Source organism: Acinetobacter entericus (assembly GCF_026168575.1).
Lineage (GTDB): Bacteria > Pseudomonadota > Gammaproteobacteria > Pseudomonadales > Moraxellaceae > Acinetobacter > Acinetobacter bouvetii.
Genome location: NZ_JAPEQW010000038.1, coordinates 1 through 19,727, shown reverse-complemented (window position 1 = coordinate 19,727; position 19,727 = coordinate 1). Strand labels below are relative to the sequence as shown.

At 39.9% G+C, this 19,727-nt stretch carries 19 protein-coding genes, 4 pseudogenes and 1 other annotated feature; of the genes and pseudogenes, 12 read left to right on the top strand and 11 right to left on the bottom strand.

Annotation, left to right across the window (positions count from 1 at the left end):
* The first annotated feature begins 252 nt into the window (after window positions 1–252).
* The 4 genes and pseudogenes from OKC24_RS17625 to OKC24_RS17610 all read left to right on the top strand — a co-directional run bounded on the left by OKC24_RS17625 (window position 253) and on the right by OKC24_RS17610 (window position 5,142).
* Entirely contained in the window at window positions 253–1,404 is a 1,152-nt protein-coding gene (locus tag OKC24_RS17625) for an efflux RND transporter periplasmic adaptor subunit (protein WP_019383618.1), read from the top strand.
* Window positions 1,401–2,609 (top strand): ABC transporter permease, encoded by a 1,209-nt coding sequence (locus OKC24_RS17620; protein ID WP_019383617.1) that lies wholly within the window; start codon window positions 1,401–1,403, stop codon window positions 2,607–2,609. The genes OKC24_RS17625 and OKC24_RS17620 overlap by 4 nt, the downstream gene beginning before the upstream one ends.
* A 1-nt stretch (window position 2,610) precedes the next feature.
* On the top strand, window positions 2,611–3,315 hold the full coding sequence (locus OKC24_RS17615) for an ABC transporter ATP-binding protein (RefSeq protein ID WP_019383616.1): 705 nt from the start codon (window positions 2,611–2,613) through the stop codon (window positions 3,313–3,315).
* A gap of 524 nt (window positions 3,316–3,839) precedes the next feature.
* Window positions 3,840–5,142 (top strand): annotated as a pseudogene (locus tag OKC24_RS17610) (IS3 family transposase).
* Window positions 4,210–4,326: a sequence feature (AL1L pseudoknot), on the top strand. (Overlaps the previous pseudogene by 117 nt.)
* A gap of 232 nt (window positions 5,143–5,374) precedes the next feature.
* Here the strand turns inward: OKC24_RS17610 and OKC24_RS17605 are convergent.
* The 3 genes from OKC24_RS17605 to OKC24_RS17595 all read right to left on the bottom strand — a co-directional run bounded on the left by OKC24_RS17605 (window position 5,375) and on the right by OKC24_RS17595 (window position 6,779).
* Complete coding sequence (locus OKC24_RS17605) at window positions 5,375–5,674, bottom strand: NifB/NifX family molybdenum-iron cluster-binding protein (protein WP_265466069.1); 300 nt, start codon at window positions 5,672–5,674, stop codon at window positions 5,375–5,377.
* A gap of 118 nt (window positions 5,675–5,792) precedes the next feature.
* Complete coding sequence (locus OKC24_RS17600; RefSeq protein WP_120366197.1) at window positions 5,793–6,053, bottom strand: helix-turn-helix domain-containing protein; 261 nt, start codon at window positions 6,051–6,053, stop codon at window positions 5,793–5,795.
* 255 nt (window positions 6,054–6,308) lie between these two features.
* A complete protein-coding gene (locus OKC24_RS17595) occupies window positions 6,309–6,779 on the bottom strand; it encodes a DUF2946 domain-containing protein (protein WP_265466068.1) in 471 nt (156 codons plus the stop codon).
* 345 nt (window positions 6,780–7,124) lie between these two features.
* Between OKC24_RS17595 and OKC24_RS17590 the strand changes: the two genes are divergently transcribed.
* From OKC24_RS17590 to OKC24_RS17560, 7 genes and pseudogenes are all read left to right on the top strand, one after another.
* Window positions 7,125–7,472, top strand: coding sequence for a rhodanese-like domain-containing protein (locus tag OKC24_RS17590; protein ID WP_068911068.1), 348 nt, complete (start codon window positions 7,125–7,127; stop codon window positions 7,470–7,472).
* A 69-nt stretch (window positions 7,473–7,541) separates the two neighbouring features.
* Window positions 7,542–8,393 (top strand): annotated as a pseudogene (locus OKC24_RS17585) (MBL fold metallo-hydrolase); the annotation flags it as partial.
* A 249-nt stretch (window positions 8,394–8,642) separates the two neighbouring features.
* Entirely contained in the window at window positions 8,643–9,053 is a 411-nt protein-coding gene (locus OKC24_RS17580; protein ID WP_265466067.1) for a DUF2946 domain-containing protein, read from the top strand.
* A gap of 260 nt (window positions 9,054–9,313) precedes the next feature.
* Window positions 9,314–10,759: a cytochrome ubiquinol oxidase subunit I gene (locus tag OKC24_RS17575; protein ID WP_110975862.1), complete on the top strand. Its 1,446-nt coding sequence runs from the start codon at window positions 9,314–9,316 to the stop codon at window positions 10,757–10,759.
* Entirely contained in the window at window positions 10,756–11,760 is a 1,005-nt protein-coding gene (gene cydB, locus OKC24_RS17570) for a cytochrome d ubiquinol oxidase subunit II (RefSeq protein WP_110975861.1), read from the top strand. Before OKC24_RS17575 ends, cydB begins: the two co-directional genes overlap by 4 nt.
* 9 nt (window positions 11,761–11,769) lie before the next feature.
* A complete protein-coding gene (locus OKC24_RS17565; protein WP_004973777.1) occupies window positions 11,770–11,877 on the top strand; it encodes a DUF2474 family protein in 108 nt (35 codons plus the stop codon).
* 139 nt (window positions 11,878–12,016) lie between these two features.
* On the top strand, window positions 12,017–12,472 hold the full coding sequence (locus OKC24_RS17560) for a Dps family protein (protein WP_265466070.1): 456 nt from the start codon (window positions 12,017–12,019) through the stop codon (window positions 12,470–12,472).
* A 54-nt stretch (window positions 12,473–12,526) separates the two neighbouring features.
* On the opposite strand, the gene OKC24_RS17555 is transcribed toward OKC24_RS17560, so the two are convergent.
* From OKC24_RS17555 to istA, 5 genes and pseudogenes are all read right to left on the bottom strand, one after another.
* On the bottom strand, window positions 12,527–13,174 hold the full coding sequence (locus OKC24_RS17555) for a peroxiredoxin (protein WP_119062932.1): 648 nt from the start codon (window positions 13,172–13,174) through the stop codon (window positions 12,527–12,529).
* 25 nt (window positions 13,175–13,199) lie between these two features.
* Window positions 13,200–13,607 (bottom strand): rhodanese-like domain-containing protein, encoded by a 408-nt coding sequence (locus tag OKC24_RS17550; protein WP_265466066.1) that lies wholly within the window; start codon window positions 13,605–13,607, stop codon window positions 13,200–13,202.
* Between the two features lie 205 nt (window positions 13,608–13,812).
* Window positions 13,813–14,163, bottom strand: a pseudogene (locus OKC24_RS17545) (IS3 family transposase); the annotation flags it as partial.
* A gap of 76 nt (window positions 14,164–14,239) precedes the next feature.
* Window positions 14,240–15,013 (bottom strand): IS21-like element ISAba8 family helper ATPase IstB, encoded by a 774-nt coding sequence (gene istB, locus OKC24_RS17540; protein ID WP_265466065.1) that lies wholly within the window; start codon window positions 15,011–15,013, stop codon window positions 14,240–14,242.
* Window positions 15,013–16,032, bottom strand: coding sequence for an IS21 family transposase (istA, locus tag OKC24_RS17535; protein WP_265466064.1), 1,020 nt, complete (start codon window positions 16,030–16,032; stop codon window positions 15,013–15,015). Before istA ends, istB begins: the two co-directional genes overlap by 1 nt.
* A 64-nt stretch (window positions 16,033–16,096) precedes the next feature.
* Between istA and OKC24_RS17530 the strand changes: the two are divergent.
* A pseudogene (locus OKC24_RS17530) lies at window positions 16,097–16,224 on the top strand (type I restriction enzyme endonuclease domain-containing protein); the annotation flags it as partial.
* A gap of 116 nt (window positions 16,225–16,340) precedes the next feature.
* Here OKC24_RS17530 and OKC24_RS17525 read toward each other — a convergent pair.
* The 3 genes from OKC24_RS17525 to OKC24_RS17515 form a co-directional block, all read right to left on the bottom strand.
* The gene (locus tag OKC24_RS17525) at window positions 16,341–17,420 is read right to left on the bottom strand and encodes a hypothetical protein (RefSeq protein WP_049590874.1); all 1,080 of its coding nucleotides are present in this window, start codon (window positions 17,418–17,420) and stop codon (window positions 16,341–16,343) included.
* A 27-nt stretch (window positions 17,421–17,447) separates the two neighbouring features.
* Window positions 17,448–18,626, bottom strand: a complete 1,179-nt coding sequence (locus tag OKC24_RS17520; RefSeq protein ID WP_265466063.1) for a YagK/YfjJ domain-containing protein — start codon at window positions 18,624–18,626, stop codon at window positions 17,448–17,450.
* Window positions 18,627–18,929: 303 nt separating this feature from the next.
* On the bottom strand, window positions 18,930–19,163 hold the full coding sequence (locus OKC24_RS17515) for a helix-turn-helix transcriptional regulator (RefSeq protein ID WP_180052162.1): 234 nt from the start codon (window positions 19,161–19,163) through the stop codon (window positions 18,930–18,932).
* Window positions 19,164–19,727 lie beyond the last annotated feature (564 nt).

The window sequence follows — 19,727 nt, the reverse complement described above, 5'->3', positions numbered from 1 at the left end:
CGACCACTTACCCAAGTTACGCCTTAAATTTGGCTCAATTAGGGGCGCTTTGCATTTCAAATCTTTGTGCAACAAAGCCCTAAAAAACTATATTAGCATTAGCTTATCATCAATGGCTAATTGCAACAGTACCTACTAAAATGCATTGGTATTCAGGCTATTGATAATAGTTTATTCTAACATATTTTTATCCACGACACTTAATAATAGATTATACTTTCCTTAATTGATAAAAAATTATGCGGAGTACACATGCAGGTATTTCCCTTAGGCAAGCGAACGATTTCCGTGATTGTGGTCATTGTAGCTTTGGTTTTATTGTTAATTTACGTAGTCTTACGCACAGGCCCATTTGCCCCTGTCAACGTCACCCTCACGCAAGCCAAATATCAATCCATTCAACCTAGCCTGTTTGGCATAGCTACCGTTGAAGCGCGTTATAACTATAAAATTGGCCCAACTGCAGCAGGTCGCTTAAAAAACTTAAAAGTAGATATTGGCGATAACGTACAAGCAGGACAACTGTTAGGCGAAATGGATCCTGTCGATTTGGAAGATCGTTTATTGGCTCAACGTGCGATAATCCAAAAAATTACCGCTCAGCAACAAGACACTCAAATCCGTCAAAATTTTGCGCAGCAACAAGTCAAGCGTTATCAACAACTGGCCAAAATCAATGCCACCAGCCAAGAATCTTTAGCCATTAAACAACAAGAGCTCGATTTGGCAACGGCGGCACTCAGCGCGATGCAACAAGAACTCAATAAAGCACGCGCAGACTTAAACACCTTACAAGCACAGCGCGATAATTTAAATTTAGTGGCCACAGCCGCAGGTGTCGTCACTGCACGTTATGCAGAACCGGGTTCAACAGTCGTGGCAGGTCAAACAGTACTAGAAATTGTCGATCCTAACTCCATTTGGATGAATGCCCGTTTCGATCAATCCAGTGCGATTGGTTTAGCTGCAGGTTTACCTGCTCAAATTCATTTACGTTCACGGCAAAATAATGCTTTGGCAGGTCATGTGTTATGGGTAGAACCCCGTGCCGATGCCATTACCGAAGAAATTTTAGCCAAGGTGGTTTTTAATCAACCACCAACGCCTCTTCCGCCTTTGGGTGAGTTAGCAGAAGTCACCATCAGCCTCGCACCATTGGCACGCAGTTTAACCATTCCCAATGCGGCAGTTCACCGTATCGATAACCAAGTGGGGGTGTGGAAAGTTGCAGCAGAAAAACCACAATTTGTTGAAGTTCAATTGGGACGTTCAAATTTAGCGGGCGATGTGCAAGTGCTCGCAGGCTTATCTGAAAATGATCAAGTGGTACTGTATAGCGAAAAACCACTGCATGCCAAAAACCGTTTACGGGTTGTGAAGCAACTTGCAGGAGCAGCTAAATGATTAGTCTAGCAGGTCGTGATATTTTCCATTCATGGGGTAAATTTGTATTTACTGGCTTTGGACTCGGCTTGCTGATTGGTGTGACCTTAATTATGGCTGGTGTGTATCGCGGCATGGTAGATGATGCCAAAGCCCTGCTGAATAACAGTGGTGCTGACCTATGGGTTGTACAGCAAGATACGCTTGGTCCTTATGCAGAACCTTCAAGTGTACGTGATGATTTATATCGTAGTGTGATGAATATGCCTGGGGTGGCGCATGCTTCAAATATTACTTATTTGACCATGCAAGTGCATCATCAAGACAAAGATATTCGCTCGATGGTGGTCGGGATTCAAACAGGTGAACATGCGTGGAATAACTTGGGTTGGCCACCACACTTGTTGGCAGGACGTCAATTGACTCGTGGACACTATGAAGCTGTAGCCGACATTAGTACGGGATTAAAGTTGGGTGATCGTATTAAAATCCGTCGTAACACCTTTACCGTGGTGGGTTTAACCCGACGTATGGTGTCTTCGGGTGGTGATCCGATGATTTTTATTCCGCTGAAAGATGCACAACAAGCGCAATTCCAAAAGGACAATGCTGCCATTTTACAAGACCGTAGACGAACTGCAGAAAACCCGATTTATAATCGCCCTGCTTATCCTGACTTGCTTGAAAGCGTACTCAATGCACAAAGCAGCAACCGTTATGTAAACGCCATTTTAGTCCGTTTAAATGCAGGCGCTTCGGCTGAAGAAACAGCTGCCCATATTCAGCGTTGGCAACAACTGACAGTCTATACCCGCCTGCAGATGGAATACATTTTAATCAGCAAAATGATTGCCACATCTGCCAAACAAATTGCCATGTTTTTAGTGATTTTGGCCTTGGTCAGCGCCGCGATTGTGGCATTTATTATTTATACCCTGACTATGGACAAAATTCGTGAAATTGCGGTCTTAAAATTAATCGGCACACGCAATCGCACAATCGCTTGGATGATCTTGCAACAAGCACTCGCGCTGGGATTAATTGGATTTGCTGTCGGTAAAATCAGTTCAACTTTTGCAGCACCATATTTCCCCAAATATGTCTTATTGGTTCCACAAGATTCGATTTTCGGATTTTTTGCGGTGATGCTGATTTGCATGTTAGCCAGTTTGGTTGCAATTCGGATGGCACTGCGTGTTGACCCTGCCGAAGCAATTGGGGGATAACATGACACACGGCATTTTAATTGAAGGTTTAAAAAAGCGTTTTGGACAAGGTGACAATGCCTTTTATGCCTTAAAAGATGTCAATATGCAGGTTGCGCCCGGTGAAGTAGTTGGGCTGATTGGCCCCTCAGGTTCGGGCAAAAGTACCTTGCTCAAATGTTTAGGTGCAGTGATTGATCCTACCGAAGGACGCATGACTTTGGGCGATGAGGTAATTTTCGATCAACGCTGGTTGGTCAAAGACTTAAGCGCCTTACGCCGCGACAAAATTGGTTTTATGTTCCAAACTCCGTACTTAATTCCTTTTTTAAATGTTTTGGATAATGTGGCGCTGCTGCCAATGTTGGCAGGTGTAGCCAATGACACTGCCCGCGCCCGCGCATTGGAAATTTTAACGGCGCTCGATGTGCAGCATCGGGTACATGCTATGCCTGGACAATTGTCTGGTGGTGAACAACAGCGTGTGGCGATTGCCCGTGGTTTGATTAACCAGCCACCTGTAATTTTAGCGGATGAACCCACAGCACCATTAGACAGCGTCCGAGCAATGACTGTAATTCGGTTATTACATGAAATGGCAGAAAAATTTCAAACTGCGATTATTGTTGTAACTCATGATGACAAAATTATTCCCACTTTCCAACGTCTTTATCATATTCGTGATGGCATCACCTATGAAGAAAAAGGAGAAGGCCGTAACTTTTAAGACCTTAAATTTTGAGAAATTTCAAATCTTACAGTTGAGAAATTATAGGTAATAAAAAAACCCCGGCATCCTGTCAGGGTTTTTCATATTTGGTTAGCTCGGTATAACTCCTGTCGTACCTCACAGTCCTTGTACTGTACTTTCTTATTGTTATTTGGGGCATCCAGCTCTCTATGTTCCCATCATAAGGAAATTCCAATATTCCACATAGCAGCAAAGGACCGGAATTCATGTAAGCAAATACGTACAAGATTGGTTGAAAACTGCCCAAAGGCTATCCGCAGAAATTGTGGATTTTTTCAGATACAGTAAGCTTGATAACTTGGAGAAATACTAAAATTGAGCATTTTTTAGCTGATTTCATACCATGGGCCTTTTGACCATCTATCCTATTTAACATGAAATCTATTATATGAAACAGCTTAATATTTATTTTTTAATAGACCTCTTTCATAAATCAAAAAACGCCCAGTCTGAACCGTACCGGGTTTGTCGGAGAGTCAATATTCTGAGAGACTATCCCGATGACAAAATTAAAATATACCCCTGAAATCAGAGAAAGAGCGGTTCAACTATTGATTGAATCTGAAAAAGATTATCCATCGAATTGGGCTGCAATCACAGCTATTGCTCCTAAAATCGGTTGTACTCCTGAAACACTACGTGTTTGGTATCAAAAATATTTAGATAAACAAAATCCAGTTAAAGTACAGCAGCTTTCAGACCAAGAACGTATCAAACAACTCGAACGCGAAAATAAAGAACGGCAACGCGCCAATGAGNTAAACAAAATCCAGTTAAAGTACAGCAGCTTTCAGACCAAGAACGTATCAAACAACTCGAACGCGAAAATAAAGAACGGCAACGCGCCAATGAGATTCTACGTAAAGCAGCCGCTTTTTTCGCCCAGGCGGAGCTCGACCGCCCACACAAATAATGGTGGATTTTATCCATAACAATAAAGATCGATATGGTGTTGAAGCGATTTGTAGAATTTTACCGATTGCAGCTTCGACCTATTATCGGGCTTTAGATCTCGTTGATAACCCAGAACATCGAGCGAAACGTGCTCTGCATGATTTACATCATGCAGAGCAAATCAAACGTATTTGGAAAGAAAGTGCAGGTCGATATGGTGTACGTAAAGTTTGGCAAAAATTGAAACGTGAGGGTTATGTTATTGCACGTTGTACAGTTGCTCGATTGATGCAAAAGCTAGATATACAAGGTGTTTGGCGTTTTAAAACATCAGACTGCCTATCAAAGAGATTATTTAGTGGTCGAATAATCTCAAAACCTGATTGACTACCAAGACGGTATCTCAGGTCAGTGACTTTACGTATATTCAAATAAATTCAGGCTGGGTCTATACTGCCTTTATTATTGATGTGTTTTCACGAGCAATTGTTGGATGGAAAGTATCTACACGGATTAATACAGATATGGTGCTCGATGCATTGGAGCAAGCATTGCATGATCGCGGCCATGCCAAAGAATGTGATTCATCATTCCGACAGAGGTGTGCAATATCTTTCCATTCGCTATACTAATCGTTTAGAAGCAGCAAATTTACGAGCATCAGTCGGTACGACTGGTGATTCATACGATAATGCTTTGGCTGAAACGGTGAATGGCTTATACAAAACAGAGGTGATTGAATATCTAAAAGCAGATTGGCAAGGTTTAGCAGATGTACAACTTGCGACACTAAACTGGGTAGATTGGTTCAATAAAAAGCGTGTACACAGTGCACTGGGTTATGTATCGCCTTTTGAGTTTGAAGCAATGTACTATGATAAGATTAACCCGTTAGGTCAGGTGGCCTAACTTAAATAAAAAAGTCTCCGACAAACCCGGTACGGTTCAGTCCTTACAAATAAAAAATGCCTGATGTAATTCGTCAGGCATTTATATGAAATATAGTGTCAATTTGTTCAAACCTAGGCAATTTAATTTTTTGATCAAATAGCAGTTAGTAAGATGTATTTTATTAGCTAAAGTTCCCACTAACTTTTAATGGAAACTTTAACTATGGTTTTAGATTTTATTCATAGGCGAGTTAGAGTAAACTGCTAATAAAATTATCAGGATCAATTTCATCCGTCACAATAACATGTACGCCAATATTTTTGAGTTTTTCTCGCAATCTGTCACCCATCCCTGTGGTTACGAACATGTCCATAGGTAACAGTTTTTCTAGTACCTCACCCGACTGAGAAAATGATGCTTCTTTCTCCACCTCAATGAGCTGTTTGTCCATAACTTTCCCATCTTTGAGCTCATATTTCCAGAATTTTCGGCATTTCCCAGCGTGCGGAGTAATATGACGTCGGTTCTGTGATGTAATTACAATTACCATAAAGATTTCTCCAAACCAAACCGATACTACTGCTCTTTATAGGTATGTATCGGTTCATGATGATTCATAAGTTAAGCTTGTAGTGACAAAAACTATTCAAAAACATAGCTAATACTATTCAAGCAAGATTTTCCAAAACAAACTGAGGTGACTTGATAAAGAGTTTCAACAAAGCTTGGGCTGAGCTTGAGGGATGACGAACTCCACGTTCCCAACTTTCTAAGGTACGGGCGGAAATACACAGTTTTGATGCTAGTTCTGTCTGTGAAATATTGAGAGCTTGCCGGATCCTTACAATTTGTTGTGCTAAATCCAGACAACAGTTGCTATTAAAATCACTTTTTGGGAGATGTGCCTGATCATGCTGAAGTAGATTCATCATTGTCTCCTCCTTATCGATATACTAGAAAGCTGTAATAACACTTTGAAAAATCCAAAGGTCATTGAGATTGTGACAGCCGGATTTCAAATAAATTTGAATACAGATAAATTAAAAGCCATATTCATTATTACGGATAGGATCACTGTGACTGAAGATGCTAATTGTGAGCTGCTCACATGTTTTGGATAGATGAATATTTTCAGCCATATCGGAAACTGCGGCAGACTGCTCAGCGATACCACATCTGCTGATTTAGTGGATGAGTGTTAAAGGAGGAGCACGACCCTGAGGAATCAGGAACCACGGATCAGGTAGAGACAGCGTATATGGGACAAATGTACTGAAGAACTGCAGTAAGGTCTGAGTTCTGATCAGTACTAGTCTGAGTTTGGTATCGAGTAGCGGTAGGGTATAGCTGTGCACCAGGCAAAACTGGCAGTCATGACCGGTATGTGCATCATCCCGCTCTTGATGTTCATGTCGATCCTGCACATGTGTGAAGACATGTGCATTATTTTGGTCTGCTCCGCTGGCTTGATTGCTATGCGGATGTGATGTTGCGAAGCTGTGGTGTGGATGAACGTTAGTAACTTCTAGATGTAATGCTGCGGCAATAGTTTTACATACCGAAAAAACACTGTGTTTTTCTGGCAATAAAGGCTGCAGGAACACAGCGATCTGTAACAAGATTGCTGATAACCCCAGCAATCTTCCCAACATCATGAGCACTTCACTACACTTTTATGGACATTACATAGGTTATAGTATAACAAAATATAAAATTTATAATTGAAAAATAGACGATAAAATCGATTTTAATCTGCTACTAAACATAATTTTATTTTTTCTTTATGGAATAGGAAGCGTAAGATCATTCTGGAGCGAATGAGGTCTTATTAAAGTTGGACTGCATTGTAGGTTTGGTTATTAAAAAGTCATTGTATTTTCTATGAAGATAGATTTGAAGTTTAACCCAAGATTGGCTTATATTTATTTTACTACTTATTTTTATTTTAAATCCTTATAAATATAAGTCGCGGATAACAACTGTTCTAATAGAGGAAAATCATGTTTAATATTCTGATGTATCTACCTTGGGGCAAGGTGCCTGAAATCACTTGTCAGGAATTATTACAGAAACGGGAAATTGTACAGATTGTTGATGTCCGAAGTGCTCACGAGTTTAAACACAGTCATATAAAAGGTGCTGTTAATTTACCTATTACACAGTTGAATGAATCTACAATACAATCATTGGGGCTCAATCTGGATCAGCCCGTGGTGACCATTTGTTTATCGGCGCACCGAAGCATTCCAGCGACACGCAAATTAGCCAAGATGGGATATTCAGTCACACAGTTAAAAGGTGGTATGAAATCTTGGTGGAAAAATGGCCTGCCTTGTATCAAAAACTAAGTTTTAAATATGCTCTGTGAGCTTCTAAATTTTAAAAAGGAGTAAGACTATGTCGACTCAACCAAATGTAAAAGATTTTTTGATCCTAAAACAAATACATTCAGTTATGTAGTTTCAGATCCAGGTACAAAACAATGTGCGATTATCGACAGTGTTCTCGATTATGACTCTGCTTCAGCAGTGACATCTACCACGCATGCCGAGCAAATCATCGCGTATGTCAGAGAGCAGGGCTTACAGGTTGAGTGGATTTTGGAAACGCATGTACATGCAGATCATTTAACAGCAGCACAGTATTTAAAACAGCAGCTCGGTGGTAAAACAGCGATGAGCGAACGGATTTCATTGGTACAGGAAACCTTTAGCTCAATCTATAACATTAATATCAAACAGTTCAATGCTTTCCAGACATTTGATCATGTATTCCAGGATCATGAAAAATTTCATATTGGCAATTTACAAGCCTATAATATTCCTACCCCTGGACATACTCCTGCATGCTTGAGTTATGTGATTGGAGATGCTGTTTTTGTAGGTGATACCTTGTTTATGCCTGATTATGGAACGGCACGATGTGATTTTCCGAAGGGCAGTGCTGAGACTTTATTTGATTCTGTGCAGACCCTCTATCAGTTGCCTGAAGACACTCGTGTTTTCCTGTGTCATGACTATTTACCCGAATCACGTCATGACTACATCTGTGAAACCGATATCAAAACTCAGAAAAAGTCTAATATTCATATTCATACTGGTACAGAAAAAGCGGAGTTTGTTGCAATGCGTCAAAAATGTGATGCAACCTTAAGAATGCCTGAGCTGATTTTGCCATCCATTCAGATTAATATGAATGCAGGACGTTTTCCTCAGCCAGAACAAAATGGCGTATCTTACTTAAAATTGCCTCTCAATTATTTCAAGTAAGCAAAGTATTCTTCTGAACACTCTTTGTACAATACATAACTTTCTCCTGCATCAACCGTAAGAGAAAGTTTTTTAAATTTTAAGTATTTAATTTAATTAACTTTTTATTTATTTATTTTGCTTTTCAAAACCTGATATATATTATATATTTATAGAATGAAAAGCTGAGTAAATAAGTAGGAATTTATCTTTAAATTTCATCTTTTTATTCAGCGTATCCCTCTTATTCGATGCCAGTCGAGAGAAAACTTGCTGAAGCAAAGTGGAATCTTTATTGCACTTGCAGCCATACTTTTGCAAATTGCAGTATATTTACAGCCTCTGTTGCCGGAAAAATTTCACATTGCTCCGGTCTGTATGTCAATCACTCATAATCTTCTTTCGCCTGCTGATCATCATCATGTCCACTCGATTCATCATGAGCTGCTCAAGGATTTGATTCCTCAACATTCCGACGATCACAATAAACATAACCATCAATGCCAATATTGTACGGTTTATGGTGATTTAGTGCTGCCATTTAAACTGGGCATTGATCAAGTTCTGGACTGGATTCAGGTTCGACTAAATTTCTATCAGTCGTTCTTCCGGCATGTCTATTTCAATTTGCAGAAGCTGTATTTGCTGCCGCAGGGCAGAGCGCCACCTCTGACTTTTTAGGACACGATTGGTCACGTCAAACAGTTGTTTTGTTTGCACTACACAACATCTTAAAGAGTTTTAATCATGAAAATTCAGTTTTCGCTGTTCGCTAACAGCATAATGGTTTCGTTCGCCCTCAAAAAAGTCTATAGCGTATCCGGTATACGGGTTTCATCTCTATACCAGAAGATCGATGTCTGGCAAGGTGTGTCAGTTTCACTGCATCAATCGGCACTGTTGATGTCCTCCCTGTATTCAATTGATCAGCAGGAGGCAGCATGAATTTAGGGCTAACCGCGCTGGAACTGGCGCGTATCCAGTTTGCATTTACCGTATCATTTCATATTATTTTTCCTGCCATTTCTATTGGTTTAGCCAGTTTTCTAGCCGTTCTGGAATGGCGTTGGCTTAAAACCAATGATCCGGTATACCGGGACTTATTTAAGTTCTGGATCAAAGTCTTTGCCCTGTCCTTTGGTATGGGCGTGGTCTCTGGCGTGGTGATGAGCTATCAGTTTGGTACCAACTGGAGTGAGTTTTCACGGATTTCCGGCAGTGTCACAGGACCATTACTCGCTTATGAGGTTTTAAGTGCGTTTTTCCTTGAAGCCGGTTTTCTGGGGATTATGCTATTTGGTTGGGGCCGAGTGGGGCCTAAAACCCATTTTTTCGCAACACTAATGGTTGCAGTAGGTACCTGTATATCCATGTTCTGGATTCTGTCCTCGAACAGCTGGATGCAAACCCCTCAGGGCTTTACTATAGAAAATGGTATTATCGTCCCGCAAGATTGGTTTGCGATTGTATTTAATCCATCCTTCCCATATCGATTAGCACATATGGCGATGGCCGCTTTCCTTGTTTCAGCCTTGTTAGTTGCAGCAACAGCTGCTTTCCACTTATTAAAAGGTCGTCGTGATGCCTTGGTAAAAAAATCATTTTCCATGGCCATGTGGATGATTCTTGCTTTGGCACCTCTGCAAATGTTTGTAGGTGACATGCATGGCCTGAATACGCTTGAACACCAACCGGCCAAATTAGCGGCTATAGAAGGACACTGGGAAACCAATAAAGATAGTGGTATGCCACTCTATTTATTTGGTATTCCTGATATGGAAGCTGAAGAAACCAAATATGCGATCGGGATTCCGAATCTGGGGAGCCTGATCATGACACATACTCTGGATGGTGAAGTCAAAGGTTTAAAAGAGTTTGCACCTGAAGACCGTCCAAACTCACTGGTTGTATTCTGGAGTTTCCGGATCATGGTAGGGCTCGGTGTACTCATGATTCTGATGGCAATTTTAGGGGTATGGCTGAGAAAAACAGGAAAGTTTTATGATTCCCTATGGTTGCATAAGTTTGCCTTATATATGGGGCCATCAGGATTTATCGCTTTACTTGCCGGTTGGTTTACCACTGAAGTTGGTCGTCAACCTTGGGTTGTTTATGGTGTATTGCGTACTAAAGATACACTTTCTCCCGTTTCAGCAGAGCAGGTAGGTTTAACCTTGATCATTTTTGTGGTGGTCTACTTTATTGTGTTCGGTGTTGGCATTTTCTACATGCTGAAACTGATGCGTAAAGGCCCGGATTTTATACATTCGGCACCACATAGTGAGCAGGCGATCATACAGGCATCAAAGCGTCCTTTAAGTACGATTGATGAGGAGAATGATCTTGATCAAGTAAGTTCTAAACAATCTCAGGAGAATCAAAAATGATCGATTTATCATTGATTTGGATTCTAATTATTGGATTAGGGGTGCTGATCTATGTCGTGCTAGATGGCTTTGACCTTGGTATTGGTATCCTATTTCCTTTTATTTCCGATCGCCAGGAACGTGATGTTATGATGAATACCGTCGCGCCCGTCTGGGATGGTAATGAAACCTGGATGGTACTTGGTGGTGCAGGATTATTTGCTGCGTTTCCCTTGGTGTATTCTACGGTGCTTTCAGCTCTGTATATGCCAATCATTCTTATGGTAATTGCCTTAATTTTCCGTGGTGTGGCATTCGAATTCAGGTTTAAGGCCAATAAAACTAAACATCTGTGGGATCAAGCTTTTATATGGGGTTCCATTCTGAGCTCATTTTTCCAAGGACTGATTTTGGGAGCCTATATTCAGGGGATTGAAACCACGAATGGCATCTATACTGGTGGCGGTCTGGATTGGTTAACACCTTTTTCCCTGTTTACCGGTTTAAGTGTAGTCGTACTGTATGCAACACTAGGATGTGGTTGGTTGATCTTTAAAACCGAAAAAATGCTGCAGAATCGCATGTTTGAACTGATGCCAAAACTGCTGATTTCATTACTGATGATTTTTGCCTGTGTCAGTATTTATACGCCTTTGGCTCATCCTCAAATTGCAGAACGCTGGTTCAGTCAACCGCAACTCTTTTATTTTAGCCCGGTACCCGTACTGGTTCTGCTGTTTACTTTCCTGGCAATCAAAGCCTGTAAGCAGCGCAAAGAGTTCCTACCATTCATTTATACTTTGGCTTTGGTAATTCTCGCTTATAGCGGTTTTCTGATTAGTTTATGGCCTTATGTCATTCCACCATCAGTCACCATTTGGGAGGCTGCAGCACCTGCCAGTAGTCAATTGTTCGCCCTCATTGGAGCATTGATTTTAATTCCGATCATTCTTATTTATACCGGATTATCGTATTGGGTTTTCAGGGATAAAGTGCGTGTGGGTGATGAAGGTTATCATTAAGGAGGCAGAATGAAAATTTCTGAATTGAAATGGTTTATTGGCTTATGGCTGGCTGGTTTTTTAAGTTTGGCCTTGGTCGCAGGACTGTTTAGATTGCTGTTGAAATTGGCGTATTAAGTTTTAAACACAGGTCAGTGAGGTTTTCCTTACTGACCTATTTTTTATAGAGGTTCAGTTTTTTTAGATGCAAAAAATTGCTGGATCTGAATAAGTTTGATGAGAGATTTGGACTAAAAATAAATGAGGAGTAAATGATATTGGTATCTCTCAAGATAATCGTGCAAAAATTGTCGAAGGTTTATCTCGATTACTCGCTGACAGTTACACACTCTATTTGATGACTCATAATTTTCATTGGAATGTCACCGGACCACAGTTTAACAGTCTGCATAACATGTTTATGGACCAATATACTGAACAGTGGAATGCTCTAGATGTAATTGCTGAACGTATTCGTGCTTTAGGTTTCCCTACACCTGGTACCTATAAACAATTTGTAGTATTGGCTTCAATTAAAGAAGTTGAGGGTGTTCCTAAAGCAAATGAGATGATTCAGTTACTGGTTAATGCTCATGAAGCTGTTGCTAGAACTGCAAGAAGTATATTTTCTGTTGTGGATGAGGTGAATGATCAGCCGACAGCAGATGTGCTTACACAACGATTAGATATTCATGAGAAAACCGCATGGATGTTAAGAAGCCTTTTAGAATAAAAATTCATTTGATGATAGAAAACATGAGGCTATTAGCCTCATGTTTTCTATGTTTTAAAGTGATTTAGTACTGTAGTACCAATCTACATAATTATATCCTTCAGATTTACGTGTATCTGCAGCTTCCATTGTTGCTGGTGGGGGTACAATTACTTCTTGGCCAGGTTGCCAATTTTCTGGTGTAGCCACTTTGTATTCATCAGAAGTTTGTAATGCTTTAAGTACACGAAGAAACTCATCAATACTACGTCCATTACTCATTGGGTAATAAACCATTGCACGTAAGATGCCTTCAGGATCGATAATAAAAGTCGCCCGAACAGCTGCTGTATCACTAGCACCTGGTTGGATCATGCCATAAGCTTTGGCAACTTCCATTGAAAGATCGGCAATAATTGGGAATGGAATTTTAATACCAAAGTTTTCTTCAATACTACGCGCCCAAGCAATATGTGAATGTACACTATCAATTGATAAGCCTAATAACTCACAGTTCAATTCTGCGAATTGTTCAGCACGTGTTGCAAAACCCATAAATTCAGTAGTACACACAGGGGTAAAATCAGCTGGATGTGAAAACAGAACTAACCATTTACCTTTGTAATCTTCTAAACTTTTCATGCCATGGGTGGTTTTGGCATTGAAATTTGGTGCTGGTTTATTTAATTGTGGGAATGTTACAACTTCATCTAGGTTAGACATTTAAAGTCTCCTTAGTGGGGTGAAATTAGTTCGAATAAGAAACCGTTGGATAACCTGCATCAATCCAAGGTTGCATACCACCTTGAATAGAAAATAGTTTTGTAAATCCCATATTTTGTAGAGTTATAGTTGCTAATGCTGAGCGACCACCAGTTCGACAAATAATGTAGATATCTTTTTGAGAAAGTTTCTTTAGGGCAATCTCTGTATCGCAATGATGATTAACTAAAGGATGTTGTGCAATTTTCATTTCAAGTATACCTCTTGGAAAATTGACAGATCTATCTATTGATGCTTCTTGACATTCTTCTGGCTCACGAACATCTATAAGAATTAAGTCTTGATTCTTGATCCAAATCTTATAAAAATCATGTATGTTGATTTCTTCAATTTTTTGCTTTGCTTCTTTGATCAGTTCTTCAGAGGTTTTCACTTTTGACCTATTTTATTCAAATTGCATTTTTATAATATATTGTTTGGTGAATTAATCTAGTTGACTTTGATTGTTATTTTTTAAACTCTTTATTGTTAAAAACGATTATTGATTTTTGTCAATACAGCTATTAAATTCCACTTTGGAAGTTTCTCGAATTAGAGCAACTCTGGACTGCTCCCAGTATCCTAGACATTAAGCAGCCTCATTTTGAAGCTGCTTCAAAGGCTTCTGGACTCATCCCATCGAGATGTGAATGACGCCTGATTCGATTGTAAAACATCTCGATATAATCAAACACATCTGCACGGGCTATTTCTCGAGTTTTATAGATTCTCTTTTTAATTCTTTCCTTCTTCAAGCTGCTAAAAAAGGATTCAGCAACGGCATTATCCCAGCAGTTGCCCCTGCGGCTCATACTCGGAACTAAGTTATGCTTCTGACAGAATTTCTGCCAGTCTCCGCTGCTGTATTGTGAGCCTTGGTCTGAGTGTATGATCACAGATTCATTGGGTCTGCGTCGCCATACTGCCATTAAAAGTGCATCTAAAACAATATTGTCAACGGCATTCTAAAATTGCCCCCTTTTACCTTTCAAATGGCAAAGTAAAATTGACCCCTTTGATCTCGTATTAAATTTCAACCTGGGGCTGAATCACAATTCTTTTTTTATCCTTCAAACGATAACTCTCACCCGATATTTGTACCACATGACAGTGATGCAGCAACCGATCTAACATCGCAGCGGTCAACGTAACATCATCCGCAAACGACTTAGACCATTGGCTAAAGGGTAAGTTACTCGTCAATATCGTACTGCCTTTTTCATAACGCTTGGCAATCACGTTAAAGAACAGATTCGCTTCTTCACGTCCAAACGGTAAATAACCAATTTCATCGATAATCAGTAACTTTGGTCCCAGTACCGCACGTTGCATATAGGTTTTCAGTTTACCTTGCTGATAGGCTGTACTCAGTTGCAGCATGAGATCAGCGGCGGTAATGAACTTGATCTTAATGTTGTTCATGATGGCCTTATAGCCTAATGCCATAGATAAGTGCGTTTTTCCTACTCCGCTAGCCCCGAGAAACACCACATTTTCTGCTCTAGCAATAAAGCTCAGATTGAACAACTCGACCACCTGTGATTTAGGTGCCCCTAGGGCATAATTAAAATCATAGTCTTCCAGGGTTTTGACTTGAGGCAGGCCTGAGAGTTTCATCAGTACCTGCTGGCTGCGCTGTTGCCTGGCAGCATATTCATGCGTCAAGATCGCTTCAACAAAGTCGGCATAACTTCCATCCTGACCTAATGTTTGTTGTGCATGATGTGACCATTGTGATGCGATGGCAGGCAGATTGAGCTTTTGGCAAAGTTGCTCTATACGGTCGTATTGCAGATTCATCAGGAAACTCCCAGCAACTGGTCATATACCGATAAGGGATGCTGCAAACTCTCGTAGGGCATGACATGCTGTGCTGCTGCAACAGGTACAGTGCCAGAACCCGTATCTGATTGCGGTAATGGCGTAAATTTTTGCTGCTCCTGTTGCAGTCGAACAGCCGGTTTTTCTTGCGTGGCTGCATGAAACCGCTGATTGGCGGTTTCATGCAGCCACCGGCCAATGTGGGCATTGGCGACATCAACATCTAACAGTAAACCCGAAGTCTTCAGGCTTGCTTTCAATGGCACAATAAAGCTTGATTTGAGGTATCCATTAAAGCGTTCAACTTTGCCTTTGGTCTGTGCACGGTAGGGCTTACATACGCGAGGACGAAAGCTGTATTTCTTGGCGCAGTCGAGCAGTTTGGGATTCCATTTATGCTGCCCTTCCTGATAGGCATCCCGTTCAATCATGATCGTTTTAGCGTTATCAAACAGGATTTCTTGAGGTACTCCTGCAAAAAACTGAAATGCATTTTCTAGACCATCGATCCATGCATCCGTACGTTCATGATCATAAAATTTCACGAAAGTCGCTCTGGAATACCCTAATGTTGCGACAAAAGCTTTTAAAGTCGTGCTGTTACGTCGAATCGTGGTGAAATCCACTTGCATTTGTTGGCCAGGTTGGGTTTCAAAACGAATGATCAGTTCCGGTTGAGCAACTGGTTTTAATGTTGCAAGATATTCCCTCAAGATCCTGATCTTTCCTGGATATCCCAACCCTAAAATTTCCTGGTAGAGCACAACAGCAGGAATCCATTCAGGATGAGCTGCGTTTACACGTTGGAGTAAATAGGGTTTATATGGGTCAAGGATACTTATTCTAGGCTGTATACGCTGATACTGAGGTGTGGTGTTTTGCCGTAAATATTTACGTACGGTATTTCTGGACACCCCCAGTTCACGACTAATGGCTTTAATAGATTTACCTTGTTGATGAAGTATTTGGATTGTCACTGCTTGCTCCAAAGTTAACATGTTGAGCAGTCCAAAATGACCGCTATATTAACCAAGGGGGTCAGTTTTTAAATGCCGCTAACATGCTCAGCTGAAGATATTAGTCGTCCTACTTTGCAGCGCTGGAAGTATCCACCTGATAAATCAGCCGAAGCAATTGAGTTGGTGATGAAGCAGGCTGAGACCTTGTCAAATGCTTGGACAAGTGCTTAACTAATAATTCGATATTAAAACCACTTAGTAATAAATTATATTGAATAATATTAATTGGTTAGTTAGAGAGCATAAATCCAACGAGCTGTCTGCTCGTTGGATTTATTTAGCTTATATCAACCGTATAGGTGTTCAATTCGCACAGTAGCTCTATCCCCATCTACACGCATCCAATAGTCAGTGCCGTAAAGATGTGCCTTTAAACGATTTAACCTTGGAGCAATGCCAGACTGATTGATGTCGTAAAAGTTTAAATGCTGCCCTTGGAACATTGGAGCTATACCAGCATTCATTGATGGCACGTCACCATAAGAAATACTGTGAGTAATCGTATTTTCAAAAAATGGACTGAGAGATTGAAATAATTGAGAATCTGCCCAATCATCTATATCTGTAAATTCTTTTTTCACAAAGAAAATCAGTCTTTTACTTATATCACCAACAATATCGATCTCATTTTTAGACAGAATGCCAATCACATCGTTTGAATCTTTGTTCAGCCAGACCGCTTTTATGATTGGCTTTACAAGATCAGCCAACATTTCATTCTCTGTTTGATCCTTGAATTGTTCATCGCCGAATTGAGGCATTCTCCCTGAAGCTGTTTTTAATTGAACAACAATAGAGTGAACTTCGAATCTTGGAGATTCGTCGATTATTGTATCGATAAAGCGATTGATATCCCCTTGAGATTTTACATACATGGCTCGCCAAGAGTTAAATATGGTGGTGCTGTTTCGCGTACCACATCGAACCTTAAAGTCTGAAAAACAGGTATCTACAGCTTTTTCATAGTATTCACGATTTATAAACTGACCACTGGAAAGTTGGTGTGCAGTCAAGGTTTCAGCCATGAGTTTGATCAAAGGATTGACCGTCATATTCCTAAAGCGTCCATTCACAAAGGGATTAAAGGTGTAATCGTGTATAACTGGTATCACTAATTGCCCCAACTTGGTGAGGTATAAATCAGGAAACCCAGTTGGCATCCCAGTGGGTTGATGCGTAAATATTTTTAGGTTCTTTGCTGAACGTATTTTTTTTGCCATGGTGTTATACATTGAAAGTGCAACTGGCTGTATATGCGGTGGATAATTTGTAAATCCTCGATTTCCAGCTTTGGTCACATGATTCAGCATTTCCAGAGAATCAAATTGTTCTTGGGCAGTTAAAATATCACGGGCATGGATTGGCATGAATGTCTCCCATATCATAAACATGATTTAAAAATTTAAATTGAGTTGTTGAGCGTATTTACGTGGACGACCAGCATTTGATGTTTTTTTGGGCGCTTCACCGAGTTGGAATCCTCGTGCGCCTTTCATGTTGGTAAAGTCAAACAGTTGTGAGGTTTTGCAGATGTAATCAAAGGTTTTATAAAGATATCCGAGCTTTGTAGTATCTGCATAATGAACCATGCCAATTGCACATTGACGATAAGAATCCTTCTTCATGTTGCAGATATAGCTTGTACCTTGGCCCTGTGTAACTTTGTTCCATAATTTCCCAATACTTTGGGCGAGGGTAATATCCTCTAAATTTTTATCTCCGTTGAACAGGAAATAACAGTGAACATGAAACCCCGTGCGGACGGTATATTCGAAGCGTAAGATATAACCCACCACCATTTTCATGACTGGATTATTCCGTTTGTTATTCAGTAGTTTTTTTACACATGCCTTGATGTGGACTAGATCATGCTTGGAATGAATTTCTTTCAGGCTATAAGCATTTTTCAGTAAAGTCTGTTGATCTCGCATAAGGGATAAATCCATTCGCACGACCAACAACCTAGAGTAGACTTTCAGTAATTGTCGAATGTATCCAACGCAAACCATTTTCATCTTTTTACAATGATTATTTTGATCGCTGACTTTTTTTTTGACTTTGGGATCATTCATATACGACTTAATCAATTCTACAAAGTGTAGTAAGTCATCAACAAACGGCTGAATAACTTCAAGATGATGTGATGACCCAATGCCTTGAGTTGCCAGTTCATTGAATTCATCTTGAGTAAGTTGAGATCGAGCATGATCAAACGCAAGACAGGCCATACCAGGCTCTATCTCTGGAGGTGTATATGCATGAAGCAGTTCAAAGAAACTTTGCATTAAAGGTTCAATGGGTTTTGCAAATTTACCAAAAAATCGATCAGTTAAACCGTGCTGTTTTACAGTTAATATCTTAACAATAGGGGTTTTACACTTCAGAACAGCTTGCACAAACTCAATTTTCTGCAATATCGGCATAACGATATTGTCTAGATGATGGATGACAACTCTCTGGTTTTCACCGTGATTCAGTACTGTGTGTTGATGATCAAACTTCGCTTGCTCTAGAAGCTCATGATCAAACATCGTAAACAGTCCAGTTGTATTGGATAATTTGGGTTTAGTCATGTCTAAGCCTTGAATTAAATGGAATTGACTTAAAAACACAACGATTAAGTAAAGCTTTCCCTTGGACACTGTGCTAAGGCAGTGTCCATGCGGGAATATCATTCGGCTAAGTGATAGATGTTTTCAGTACTTGTATTTATATGAACATTGATCCAATCATTCAAACTGTATTAAATACATTTAAATAATTGAATAGTATATAAATGATATAAATACCGTAATCCAAACCTATAGCGAATCCGAAGAGCTAAACTCAAAAGTTGCGCGAATCGTGCATGTTTTCGAGAAACTGCTTGTACAAAATTAGCTCACCGAAGCAGCTCGATTTCGGCTGGACATTTTGTTTCTAATCCATTCCTCAACTTCGCTGAGTAACCAACGTGAAGCTCTATTTAGCTTGATTGGTTTTGGAAAATCAGGGTCGTAACGTTTCGAGCGCGGGTTTAGCCGGTCATAAATGGATGACCGAGATAAACCAATCAGTTTGATAAGCTCATGAAGTCTAAGCATTCGGATAGTAGCGATTGATGTGTTCATTTTTACTCCTTGTAGATTAGTTTTGGACTAATCAAGGAAAAAAATAAAACATTAGAGATCATCAAAAGTTCGTCAACGGGGGAAATGATAAAGATATGCTAGGATTTTTTTGAACTATGCATTTTTCCTTGAGTTTTACTTTCAGGTCGGGCCTTTCATTTAGGTAAGCCTTGCTTCTTTCAAAAGGGCCATCTGGATTATTAAAAGTTTCTAGTTCATTTTTTAAAGTTTTAATTCTACTTTCAATATTCTCTTTCCTCTCATTAAATGATTCAAACTGTGCTTGAAAATCAGTAAGATTCTACGATGAATAGAATGACGTAGATGAAATAGGTTTGCCTTGCTTAAGTAACGATATTTGTTCAGCAACAGATAAAGGTATAATGGCTTTGCGATGTTTGAATATTGAGCATTCTTTATGTTTGTTTACCATAATTTTTAATAAATCTTCTAAATGATTGATCTCATCTTGGATAGATTGAGAAATTATTGCAGTCACTTTCAAATCTAAGTCTTTGTATAGAGATGGATCCGGAAATTTGAACAACTCCTATAAGTGATACT